We start from the raw sequence: 10,796 nt of genomic DNA, 5'->3' as shown, positions 1-10,796 counted from the left end.
CGCTTGGCGGCCGTTCGCGGTAAACCCCGCTCCCACTGGATTGCGCAAAGCCTCAAGCTGGCGCGGAACCTGTGGGAGCGGGTTTACCCGCGAAGGGCTGCAAAGCAGCCCCAACAGTGGCGATGAAACCTTATCTGACCGGCACTAGCCCGAAGGCCGCCTTGTCATTCCCGCACAGTCTGCACTCAGACCAGGCCTTTGGGGCTCGGGCCGAAGCGGTTGTTGCCAGGGGTGCCGTCCTTGATCAGGAACACCAGGTTGACGATCGGTACCAGCAGCCACCAGCCACTGTGATCACCGTCATGCAGGCGGCGCACGCCCACGGAGATGTTTGGGATCAGCATCGCCAGGTTATAGATCGGTCCCAGCACCGGGGTTGTGCCGAGAGCGGCTTCGACGAAGCCGATGGCCATGCCGATCAGGAAGTTGATGAGCACGAACATCCAGTATTCCTTGCGGCGTGCACGGCCTTTGAATACGGCGTACTTCTTCATGACTTCGATGAAGGCATTGCCGCTGCTGACTTCTGCAGTACCTGCAAATGTACCGCTGGCGGCAGTGACGGCCTGCGGTGCGCCGCAGCCTGGGCAGCTCAGTGCCGATTGATGGATCTGTTTTGCGCAGCCACGGCAGAACACCATGCTCATTTGTTTTCCCTCACATATTGATTGGCTAGCTTAAATCTGGCCGATCCCGCATATCAGCGAAATACCTGCCATGACAACGCCGGCGATGGCCATGCCGTTACCGGGTCTTTTCTGGTTGATGCTGATGCTACCGACGAGCAGGCTGGTACTTGCGATCAGGACAAACCCCATGATGGTTTCAACGTCCCATTCGGAATCGTCGAACAGCGCTAAGACGCACATGATGCCGAGCATGAGGGAGACGATACCCATCCACGGCGTTTCGCCGCTGACAAGTCTCGTGGAGGAATTTGCGTGCTGTGGAGCGCCGCATTGGGGGCAGGTAGGTGCCGTTTCGTGCAGCTGTTTGGCACAGCCGCGACAATAAACCATTGCCATCGCAAATCCTTTTGTGGCGCTCGATGAGCGCATCCCTTTTCGCATACCGCGTCACCCGTATGGGTGGCCGGCGCAGAGGTTACCAAACATTGCATGGGTGGCGAAATAGTGGCTCTGAAAATGCGTATCCCATCCGGTGGCGACGAAAAAGGCGCCAATTGGCGCCTTCCGGTTGCAATTTCGAGGCTCAGAGCTTCGGCATCTGCCCGATCCGCGCCACCATCTCGCTGACGATCTGCAAATCGAGCATGAACTGCTCCACGGTCTTGAACTCGTTGTCGTTGTGCCCGGTGTACTTCACGTCCGGCATGGCCAGGCCGAACTGCACGCCGTTGGGCAGGTCATGCACCGAGGTGGCGCCGGCAGAGGTGCCGAACTCGTGCTTCATGCCCAGGTTCTCGCTGGCCACCGCAAGCAAGGCCTTGACCCATTCGCCCTGCGGGTTGCGGTACATCGGCTCGTCCAGGCTGTAGTCGAACGCCACAGCGGTCTTGCTCTTGGCAGTCCAGCTGTCGAGTTTGCCGGAGATCTCGCCCTTGAGCGTGTCCAGCGCCTTGCCCTTGGGGATGCGCAGGTTCACCGCCAGCTTCAGCGCCTTGTCATCCAGGCCGACGAAGGTCAGCGAAGTGGTCAGCGGGCCCATGAACGCATCCTTGAAGCCCACGCCGAGCTTGTTGCCCAGGTAGTCCAGTCCCCAGTTGTCGGCGGCGTAGCGGGCGGCGTCGGTGATGTGGTTGTGCTTGAGCGGCACCTCTTTGCCCAGGCCATTGAGGAACACCAGCATGCGCGCCACCGGGTTGACCCCCGACTCGGGCTCGGAGGAATGCGCCGACACGCCGGTCACGGTCAGCAGCACCTGCTTGCCCTCGACCTTGGCGTCGATGCTGAAGTTGCCACCGTTGTGTTTGACGAAAGCAGCACCGGCCTTGTTCAGGGCCTTGGCCAGGTCGGCCGGCTTGTCGCTGAGCAGGGTCGCCACCGAGTTGCCGGGGATCTGGTTGGTGGCCAGGCCACCGGTCAGGTTCACCACCTCGGCGCCCTTGCCGCTGCCGGCGCGCTTGGCGAAGGTGGCCATGACCGTGCCGTAGCCTTTCTCGGCGATCACCACCGGGTAGCCGCCGTCCAGCGCCAGGTTGTAGTCGGGCGTGGCGTTGCGCTCGAAGTAGTAGGGGATGGCGTCGCCGGTGGTTTCCTCGGTGGTGTCCACCAGCAGCTTGAACTGGCGGGCCAGCGGCAGCTTCTCATCCTTGGCCACTTTCAGCGCATAGAGCGCGACGACGATGCCGTTCTTGTCGTCCTCGGTGCCGCGGCCGTACATGCGGTCGCCCACCAGGGTGACCTTGAACGGGTCGAGCTTGGTGCCGTCGGCCAGCTTCCAGTTGGCCGGGGTGACCGGCACCACGTCGGCGTGGGCGTGGATGCCGATGACTTCCTTGCCTTCGCCGAGGGAGATCTCGTAGACACGGTTGTCGATGTTGCGGAAGGTCAGGCCGAAGCCCTCGGCCAGGGCCTTGATCTTGTCGGCGATCTTGAGGAACTCGGGGTTCTCGTGCTGCTCCACGCCCTCTTTGCGATAGGTCGGGATTTCCACCAGCTCGCGCAGGGTTTCGGTAGCGGCCTTGCCGTACTTGATGCGCGTGTACAGGCCCAGCAGGCGGTTGATCTCGTCCTGTTGTTCGGCTGCCAGCGGCTTGCCGGCCAGGTACTGCTTGAGGGTTTCGTCGAGCTTGTCGGCCTTGGCCAGGTCACTGCCGGCCAGCTTGCCGAGGAATTGCTTGAAGTCGGCCGGGTCGCTGCCGTCGTAGGCCTTGATGATGGCGGCGGACTGTTGCTGGGACAGGTTGGCCTGGGCCGGGATCGAGAACATGGCCACGCTGGCCAGCAGCAGCGACGCGGCGGAGAGCTTGGTAAATGGCATGGTCGTGCGCATTCCTTTGCAAGTGGGGGAAATGTGTCCGTTTACGCAAACGGAAGATGCCCACGCTAACACCAATGCCTGCCTGCGGGGGAGAGGTGGCAATGTGCACTCAGTCGCAAATCGGCAGGCACAAAAAAGCCCCGCCGGTGTGAACCGGGCGGGGCTTTTGGTGCGCTGTCAGCGATACAGGGGGGCCGCTGACAGCGTGAAATTCATGGCGCACTCGGCGGGATTCGAACCCACGACCCCTGCCTTCGGAGGGCAGTACTCTATCCAGCTGAGCTACGAGTGCAACGGGCCGCATGATACCCATCTGCGCCGGTGGCGTCCATCGCCTTGATATGAGGGTGTTTTTCCAGGGAGCCCGAGCGCGGGGCAAGCCCGCTCCCACGCAGGGAACCTGATCTATCCATATGCAATCTTGGTATTTCTCATGGCGCTGTTATGCCCGTTATCTTCTGGTCACAACTTGTTATAACAAGTCAGCCGACAGAGAAGACCATGGCCGAACTGCTCCCGCTTTCTCCCGTACCGCTCTACACCCAGCTCAAGGAACTGCTGCGCGAGCGCATCCTCGACGGCAGCTACCCACCGCACAGCCGCATGCCCTCGGAAAGCGAGCTGGGCAAGGCCTTCGACGTCAGCCGCATCACCGTGCGCCAGGCCCTGGGCGACCTGCAGAAGGAAGGGCTGATCTTCAAGATCCATGGCAAGGGCACCTTCGTCGCCAAGCCCAAGGCATTCCAGAACGTCAGCACCCTGCAGGGCCTGGCCGAGTCGATGACGCAGATGGGCTACGAAGTGCTCAACCGCCTGCGCAGTTTCCGCCATGTACCGGCCAGTGCGCTGGTGGCGCAGCGGCTGCAGGTCGAGGAGGGCAGCCTGGTCACCGAGATCCGTCGGGTGCGCCTGATCAACCGCGAGCCTGTGTCGCTGGAAATCACCTGGCTGCCGCACAACGTCGGCGAGAAGCTGGAGAAGGCCGACCTGGTCACCCGCGACATCTTCCTGCTGCTGGAGAACGACTGCGGCCTCGCCCTCGGCCATGCCGACCTGGCCATCGACGCGGTGCTCGCCGACAGCGACCTGACCCAGGCGCTGGACGTGGAAGAGGGCGCGCCGATCATGCGTATCGAGCGCCTCACCCACACCGCCGACGGCGCCCCGCTGGACTTCGAACACCTCTATTACCGTGGCGATGCGTTCCAGTACCGCCTGCGTATCGACCGCCAGAAGGGGGGCAAGGCATGAGCATCCAGACCCAGGACTACGACATCGTCGTCATCGGTGGCGGCACCGCCGGGCCCATGGCCGCGATCAAGGCCAAGGAGCAGGACAAGACCCTGCGCGTGCTGTTGCTGGACAAGGCCAACGTCAAGCGCAGCGGCGCCATCAGCATGGGCATGGACGGCCTGAACAACGCCATCATCCCCGGGCATGCCACGCCCGAGCAGTACACCAAGGAAATCACCGTCGCCAATGACGGCATCGTCAACCAGGCTGCGGTGCATGCCTACGCCACCAAGAGCTTCGAGACCATCGAGCAGCTCGACCGCTGGGGCGTGAAGTTCGAGAAGGACGAAACCGGCGACTACGCGGTGAAGAAGGTCCACCACATGGGCGCTTATGTGCTGCCCATGCCCGAGGGCCACGACATCAAGAAGGTGCTGTACCGCCAGCTCAAGCGCGCCCGGGTGGAAATCAGCAACCGCATGGTGTGCACCCGCGTGCTGCTCGATGCGGCCGGCGCCGCAGCCGGGGTGCTCGGTTTCGACTGCCGCAGCGGTGAGTTCCGGGTGATCCGCGCCAAGGCGGTCGTGCTCGCCTGCGGCGCCGCCGGGCGCCTGGGCTTGCCGTCGTCGGGCTACCTGATGGGCACCTACGAAAACCCCACCAATGCCGGTGACGGCTATGCCATGGCCTACCACGCAGGGGCGGAGCTGGCCAACCTGGAGTGCTTCCAGATCAACCCGCTGATCAAGGACTACAACGGCCCGGCCTGCGCCTACGTCACCGGTCCCTTGGGCGGCTACACCGCCAATAGCAAGGGCGAGCGCTTCATCGAGTGCGACTACTGGAGCGGGCAGATGATGTGGGAGTTCCACCAGGAACTCGAAGGCGGCAACGGCCCGGTGTTTCTCAAGCTCGATCACCTGGCCGAGGAGACCATCCAGAACATCGAGGAGATCCTGCACAGCAACGAGCGCCCCAGCCGTGGTCAGTTCCACGCCGGGCGCGGCACCGACTACCGCCAGCACATGGTCGAGATGCACATCTCCGAGATCGGCTTCTGCTCCGGGCATTCGGCCTCGGGGGTGTGGGTCAACGAAAAGGCCGAGACCAGCGTCAAGGGCCTGTACGCCGCCGGCGACATGGCCGCGGTTCCGCACAACTACATGCTCGGCGCTTTCACCTATGGCTGGTTCGCCGGGGTGAATGCCGCGCAGTACGTGGCCGGGCGTGAATTCGCCGAGGTCGACACGCTGCAGGTCGAACGCGAACAGGCGCGGGTGTTCGCACCCTTGCAGCGCGAGCACGGCCTGCCGCCGGCCCAGGTCGAGTACAAGCTGCGACGCATGGTCAACGACTACCTGCAGCCGCCCAAGGTGACCAAGAAGATGGAAATCGGCCTGGCGCGCTTCGCCGAAATCGAACGCGATCTTGAGCAGATGAAGGCCAACAACCCCCATGAGCTGATGCGTGCCATGGAAGTTTCGGTGATCCGCGACTGCGCCGAAATGGCTGCGCGAGCCTCGCTGTTCCGCAAGGAGAGCCGCTGGGGGCTGTACCACCATCGGGTCGATTTCCCCGAGCGCAACGATGGCGAGTGGTTCGTGCATTGCCATCTGAAGAAGGGCGAGGACGGCGAGATGACCAGCTTCAAGAAAGCGGTGGAGCCGTACCTGATCCCGCTGGATGCCGAGGAACAGACCGCATACGACCGGCTGCGTGTAAAGGCCGATGCCGCATAGGCAACACCGAACCCTGTGGGAGCGGGTTCACCCGCGAAGCAGGCGACGCGATGGATGGCACCGGCTTCGCCGGTGTTCGCGGGTAAACCCGCTCCCACAGGGAAATCTGCAAGCCTCAAGATAAAGGGCGCCCAAGAAGGCCCCAAGGACCCCGTGAAAATGGCCTACCAACCCCAGGAAATCTTCTTTCGCAGCAGCGCTCCGGTGACCATCGACGAAGACAAATGCATCGCCGAAAAAGGCTGCACGGTCTGCGTCGAGGTCTGCCCCATGGACCTTCTGGCCATCAACCCGGCCACGCAGAAGGCCTACATGGCCTTCGACGAATGCTGGTACTGCATGCCCTGCGAGAAGGACTGCCCCACCGGCGCGGTGAAGGTCGATATCCCGTACCTGCTGCGCTGAACCCGAACTACCCGCCATCCGGCCGAACCACCGGACGCCCACCTGCAACGCCCCCTCGTTTCCCACCACCCATGCCGGGCGGCGGAGACGACACCAATACCTAAAACGATTCGAGGGGAACACCCATGCGCCTTGTAGCAACCGTGGCCGGCCTTGCGCTGGCAATCACCGGCCTGAACGCCAGCGCCGAAACCATCCGTATCGCCATCGGCACCCAGGACACCACCATCAACTGCGCCACCGGCGGCCTGTTGATCCGCGAGCTGGGCCTGCTCGACAAATACCTGCCCCATGACGGCAAGTACAAGGACGCCCAGTACCAGGTCGAGTGGAAAAACTTCACCAGCGGCGCGCCGCTGACCAACGAGATGGTCGCCGGCAAGCTCGACTTCGGCGCCATGGCCGACTTCCCCGGCTCGTTCAACGGCGTCGCCCACCTCGACGCCGGCAAGCGCAGCCTGTTCATCAGCGTGCTGTCCGGCAGCGTGCACGGCAGCGGCAACGGCATCGTGGTGCCGGCCGCCTCCAGCGTGCAGTCGCTGGCCGACCTCAAGGGCAAGACCATCTCCGTGCCGTTCGCCTCCACCGCCCACGGCATGCTGCTGCGCGCGGTCGCCGCCCAAGGCTGGGACCCGCAGAAGGACGTGAAGATCATCGCCCAGGCCCCGGAGATCGCCGGTTCCGCCCTGCGCAGCAACCGCATCGAGGCCCACGCCGACTTCGTGCCCTTCGCCGAGCTGTTCCCCAACCGCGGCTTCGCCCGCAAGATCTACGACGGCGCCCAGGCCAACGCGCCGACCTTCCATGGCGCGCTGGTGGACGCCGACTACGCGAAAAAGTACCCGGAAGTGGTCACCGCCTACCTGCGTGCCAGCCTCGAAGCCGACCGCCTGCTCGCCGCCGAGCCCGAGAAGTACAGCGAGCTGATCGAAAAGGTCACCGGTATCGAGGCCGAGGTTAACTACCTGTTCCACGGCCCGCTCGGCCTGCAGACCCGCGACCTCACCTGGAAGCCCGAGTACCGCCAGGCCGTGGCCACCTCCATCGACACCCTCAAGATGCTGAAGAAGACCGACCGTGGTCTGGACACCGCGCAGTTCATCGACGACCAGTACATCCGCAGCGCCTATAAGCAGGCCGGGCAGGACTACGACAAGGCGCTGAAAAACTACGACCCGCTGCCACTCAAGGCCGTTGATGCCGCGACCGGCAAAGCCATCACCGACTTCAGCCGCCTGGCGCAGATCTGGGTGCGTGGCGAGGACAAAGTGCGCCACTACGCCTCCCCGGAGGCCGCGCTCACCGCCCTGGCCCAGCTGGAGCAGGAGGGCAAGGACATCCGCGCGATCTACGCCCAGGCCGCCGACAGCGGCATCAAGCTGCTGGCCAACCAGGCCTGGTTCGTGCGCAACGGCCAGGGCCAACTGGCGGCCTTCCTGCTCAAGGACCAGGCCGAGCAGTACGCCAAGGCCCATGGCGGCGAGGCGCTGGACTTCGTCCATGCCAACCAGAAGCTGCTCGCCCAGCGCTGACCGGGAGCCGCCGCCATGACCCGTGACCTTGCGCGCTGGCCCCTGCGCCTGGCTTCGCTGCTGGCCTGCCTGCTGTTCTGGCAGCTGGCCGCGAGCCACAAGCTGGACCTGCTGCTGCTCACCTTCACCTACGTGCCCACACCTGGCGCGGTGCTCGACGCCGCCTGGCAACTGCTGGCCTCCAACACCTTGCTGGCGCACCTGGGCAGCAGCCTGACGCGGGTGTTCGCCGGCTATGGCGTGGCGGCGCTGCTGGGGGTGAGCCTGGGCCTGTTGATCGGCCGCTCGAAGTGGCTGGAGGACACGCTGATGCCGCCGCTGGAAGTGCTGCGGCCGATCCCGGCGGTGGCCTGGATCCCGCTGGCGATCCTGATGTTCCCCTCATCGGAGCTGTCGATGGTGTTCATCACCTTCACCGGTGCGCTGTTCCCGATCCTGCTCAACACCGTGCACGGCGTTGAGGCGATCGACCCGCGCCTGGTGGCCTCGGCGCGCAGCCTGGGCGCCGGGCGCAGGGCGATCCTGCGCGAAGTGGTGCTGCCGGGCGCGCTGCCGAGCATCGTCACGGGGCTGGCCATCGGCATGGGCACTTCATGGTTCTGCCTGGTGACCGCCGAGATGATCGCCGGGCAGTTCGGTATCGGTTACTACACCTGGGAGTCCTACACCTTGCAGAACTACCCCGACATCATCGTCGGCATGCTGCTGATCGGCGTGCTGGGCATGGGCAGCAGCGCGCTGGTCAAGCGCCTTGGCGCCCTGGCCACGCCCTGGATACGGAGGAGCGCGTGATGAGCAGTCATCAACAGCTGCCCGGGCGTATCGAAGCGCAGGGTTTGTCGATTCGCCTGGGCCATGGGCGTGACGCGTTTGAAGCGGTGCAGGCGCTGGACTTTGCCATCGCCCCAGGCGAGTTCGTCTGCATCCTCGGGCCGTCCGGCTGCGGCAAGTCCACGTTGCTCGGCGCATTGGCCGGGCACCTTACCCCGGCCAGCGGCCAATTGCGGGTGGACGGGCAAGCGGTCGATGGCCCTTCGCCGCAACGGGGTATGGTGTTCCAGCATCACACCCTGCTGCCGTGGCGCAGCGTGCTCGACAACGTGGCCTTCGGCTTGAAGATGCAGGGGCAGGGCAAGGCCGAGCGCCAGTACCAGGCCGCCGAGATGCTGCAGCTGGTCGGCCTGGGTGACTTCGCCCAACGCTGGCCCAGCCAGTTGTCCGGCGGCATGCAGCAGCGCGCCGAGATCGCCAGGGTGCTGATCAACCGCCCCCGCCTGTTGTTGATGGACGAACCCTTTGGCGCCCTCGATGCGCAGACCCGTGCGCGCATGCAGGAACTGCTGCTGGATATCTGGGCGCGCATCCGCACCACGGTGGTGTTCGTCACCCATGACATCGACGAGGCGCTGTTCCTGGCCGATCGCATCCTGGTGATGAGCCCCCGGCCTGGGCGCTTTATCGAAGACCTGCGGCTGGACTTCGCCCGCCCGCGCCGGGCGAGCCTGCTGACCAGCCCCGAATTCACCCACCTAAAGCGCCATTGCCTGGCGCTGCTGCGCCATGAAGAAGGCCGCGAACTGCCGCGCCTGACACCCTTGGGCCTGCCCGACACCGACCATCCTCCGCTGCGGATTGCGCTATGACTGAACGATTTACAGACAACCCCGATATCGTCGACCTGCTGCCACGCCTGAACGACCTGGATGCCGGCGTGCGGCGCATCGCCCTGATCGAACTGGCCGACCTGGAAGACCCGGACGGCCTGCCCTGGCTCACCGATGCGCTGTTGGTGGACGCCAACGCTGAGGTGCGCGCCGAAGCCGCGCGCCTGCTCGAAGCCTGGGAGGCGCCGGAAGTGGTGCAGGGCCTGTGCGCCGCATTGGCCGACCCCGCCGAGCCGGTACGCCTGGCGGCTGCCCAGAGCCTGAGCGAGCTCAAGACCCAGGAGGCCGGGCAACTGATCCTGCCCTGGGCCACCCATGCCGATGCGTTCGTGCGGGCCAGCGCCCTGCGCGCCCTGCGCGAGCTGCGCCTGGAGGACGCCGCGGTGCCTGCGTTGCAGGCGTTGGCGGATGTGGATTCCGGCGTGCGCCGCGAAGCGGTGGGCATCCTGGGCTGGCTCAAGCATGCGCCGGCCTTGCCCGCGCTGGCGCAGCTGGCAGCCAACGAGCCGGATACCGAAGTGCGCCGCGCCGCCATTGGCGCGCTGGGCCTGGCCCGCGATGCCCGTGTGCTGCCGGCGCTGATCGGCGCCTTGGCCGATGAGGCCTGGCAGGTGCGTGAAGAGGCGGCGACCACCCTGGGCAAGGTCGGCCAGGCGGAAGCGGGCCAGGCCTTGATCGCGGCGCTGGCCGACAGTTACTGGCAGGTGCGCTTGCGCGCGGCGAGGGCCTTGGGCCGGCTGCGCCATGGGGCAGCGCTGGATGGGCTGGCGCAGTTGCTTGGCCATGGCATCGCCAACCTGCGCAAGGAGGCGGCGCTGGCGCTGGGTGAGCTGGGTGAAGCCCGGGCATTGCCGGCGTTGCAGGCGGCCGAGGCCGACAGCGATCCGGAAGTGCGCAAGGCGGTGCGCATCGCCTTGGCGCAGTTGCAGGGGGCGGTGTGATGAGCGCGCCCAGTGCATTGTGCAACCGCCGTGAACGCGGTGAGCTGCTGGTGCAGTGGGGCGAGGTCGAGCAGGTGATCAGCCACGCCCGACTGCGCGGTGCCTGCCCTTGCTCACAGTGCCGCGCGGCGCGGTTGAAGGGCGCGATTTCGCTGGTGGGCGAGGATGTCCGCGTGGCGCGGATCGAGGCCCAGGGGTATGGGGTGCAGTTGGTGTTCAGCGATGGGCATGAGCGGGGGATTTATCCTTGGGATTACCTGCGCAGTTTTGGTTGACCGGGCCGGCCTCATCGCCGGCAAGCCGGCTCCCACAAAGGCATCGCAACTCCCTGTGGGAGCC

Annotated in this window: 11 protein-coding genes and 1 tRNA gene; 8 read left to right on the top strand and 4 right to left on the bottom strand. The window is 65.1% G+C overall.

Going from position 1 to position 10,796, the window contains the following annotated elements:
- Nucleotides 1-185: 185 nt before the first annotated feature.
- The 4 genes from ABE459_RS24405 to ABE459_RS24390 form a co-directional block, all read right to left on the bottom strand.
- Entirely contained in the window at nt 186-641 is a 456-nt protein-coding gene (locus ABE459_RS24405) for a DUF805 domain-containing protein (RefSeq protein WP_189654547.1), read from the bottom strand.
- 36 nt (nt 642-677) lie between these two features.
- Complete coding sequence (locus ABE459_RS24400) at nt 678-1,025, bottom strand: DUF4190 domain-containing protein (RefSeq protein ID WP_125462148.1); 348 nt, start codon at nt 1,023-1,025, stop codon at nt 678-680.
- 187 nt (nt 1,026-1,212) lie between these two features.
- Complete coding sequence (locus ABE459_RS24395) at nt 1,213-2,943, bottom strand: dipeptidase (protein ID WP_125462149.1); 1,731 nt, start codon at nt 2,941-2,943, stop codon at nt 1,213-1,215.
- A 215-nt stretch (nt 2,944-3,158) separates the two neighbouring features.
- Nucleotides 3,159-3,235 (bottom strand) — tRNA-Arg (locus ABE459_RS24390).
- 209 nt (nt 3,236-3,444) lie between these two features.
- Between ABE459_RS24390 and ABE459_RS24385 the strand changes: the two genes are divergently transcribed.
- The 8 genes from ABE459_RS24385 (at nt 3,445) to ABE459_RS24350 (ending at nt 10,732) form a co-directional block, all read left to right on the top strand.
- Entirely contained in the window at nt 3,445-4,194 is a 750-nt protein-coding gene (locus tag ABE459_RS24385; protein WP_323829936.1) for a GntR family transcriptional regulator, read from the top strand.
- Entirely contained in the window at nt 4,191-5,915 is a 1,725-nt protein-coding gene (locus tag ABE459_RS24380) for a fumarate reductase/succinate dehydrogenase flavoprotein subunit (RefSeq protein WP_323829937.1), read from the top strand. Before ABE459_RS24385 ends, ABE459_RS24380 begins: the two co-directional genes overlap by 4 nt.
- A gap of 159 nt (nt 5,916-6,074) precedes the next feature.
- Nucleotides 6,075-6,320, top strand: a complete 246-nt coding sequence (locus tag ABE459_RS24375) for a ferredoxin family protein (protein WP_008096634.1) — start codon at nt 6,075-6,077, stop codon at nt 6,318-6,320.
- A gap of 125 nt (nt 6,321-6,445) precedes the next feature.
- On the top strand, nt 6,446-7,852 hold the full coding sequence (locus ABE459_RS24370) for an ABC transporter substrate-binding protein (protein ID WP_323829961.1): 1,407 nt from the start codon (nt 6,446-6,448) through the stop codon (nt 7,850-7,852).
- A 15-nt stretch (nt 7,853-7,867) separates the two neighbouring features.
- On the top strand, nt 7,868-8,644 hold the full coding sequence (locus tag ABE459_RS24365) for an ABC transporter permease (RefSeq protein WP_323829963.1): 777 nt from the start codon (nt 7,868-7,870) through the stop codon (nt 8,642-8,644).
- Nucleotides 8,644-9,495 (top strand): ABC transporter ATP-binding protein, encoded by an 852-nt coding sequence (locus ABE459_RS24360; protein ID WP_125462154.1) that lies wholly within the window; start codon nt 8,644-8,646, stop codon nt 9,493-9,495. The genes ABE459_RS24365 and ABE459_RS24360 overlap by 1 nt, the downstream gene beginning before the upstream one ends.
- Nucleotides 9,492-10,457 (top strand): HEAT repeat domain-containing protein, encoded by a 966-nt coding sequence (locus ABE459_RS24355; protein ID WP_323829965.1) that lies wholly within the window; start codon nt 9,492-9,494, stop codon nt 10,455-10,457. The genes ABE459_RS24360 and ABE459_RS24355 overlap by 4 nt, the downstream gene beginning before the upstream one ends.
- Nucleotides 10,457-10,732: a gamma-butyrobetaine hydroxylase-like domain-containing protein gene (locus ABE459_RS24350; protein WP_323829967.1), complete on the top strand. Its 276-nt coding sequence runs from the start codon at nt 10,457-10,459 to the stop codon at nt 10,730-10,732. The genes ABE459_RS24355 and ABE459_RS24350 overlap by 1 nt, the downstream gene beginning before the upstream one ends.
- The last annotated feature ends 64 nt before the right edge of the window (nt 10,733-10,796 follow it).

Origin of the sequence: Pseudomonas sp. TWI923 (assembly GCF_039673365.1) — a bacterium.
Lineage (GTDB): Bacteria > Pseudomonadota > Gammaproteobacteria > Pseudomonadales > Pseudomonadaceae > Aquipseudomonas > Aquipseudomonas sichuanensis.
The sequence above is the reverse complement of the archived record's forward strand: the minus strand, read 5'-3'. Positions and strand labels throughout refer to the sequence as shown.

Coding starts and splice junctions, on each gene's coding strand:
- ABE459_RS24405 (WP_189654547.1), bottom strand. CDS start 641: ATGGTGTTCTGCCGTGGCTGCGCAAAACAGATCCATCAATCGGCACTG.
- ABE459_RS24370 (WP_323829961.1), top strand. CDS start 6,446: ATGCGCCTTGTAGCAACCGTGGCCGGCCTTGCGCTGGCAATCACCGGC.
- ABE459_RS24395 (WP_125462149.1), bottom strand. CDS start 2,943: ATGCCATTTACCAAGCTCTCCGCCGCGTCGCTGCTGCTGGCCAGCGTG.
- ABE459_RS24385 (WP_323829936.1), top strand. CDS start 3,445: ATGGCCGAACTGCTCCCGCTTTCTCCCGTACCGCTCTACACCCAGCTC.
- ABE459_RS24375 (WP_008096634.1), top strand. CDS start 6,075: ATGGCCTACCAACCCCAGGAAATCTTCTTTCGCAGCAGCGCTCCGGTG.
- ABE459_RS24365 (WP_323829963.1), top strand. CDS start 7,868: ATGACCCGTGACCTTGCGCGCTGGCCCCTGCGCCTGGCTTCGCTGCTG.
- ABE459_RS24380 (WP_323829937.1), top strand. CDS start 4,191: ATGAGCATCCAGACCCAGGACTACGACATCGTCGTCATCGGTGGCGGC.
- ABE459_RS24360 (WP_125462154.1), top strand. CDS start 8,644: ATGAGCAGTCATCAACAGCTGCCCGGGCGTATCGAAGCGCAGGGTTTG.
- ABE459_RS24350 (WP_323829967.1), top strand. CDS start 10,457: ATGAGCGCGCCCAGTGCATTGTGCAACCGCCGTGAACGCGGTGAGCTG.
- ABE459_RS24400 (WP_125462148.1), bottom strand. CDS start 1,025: ATGGCAATGGTTTATTGTCGCGGCTGTGCCAAACAGCTGCACGAAACG.
- ABE459_RS24355 (WP_323829965.1), top strand. CDS start 9,492: ATGACTGAACGATTTACAGACAACCCCGATATCGTCGACCTGCTGCCA.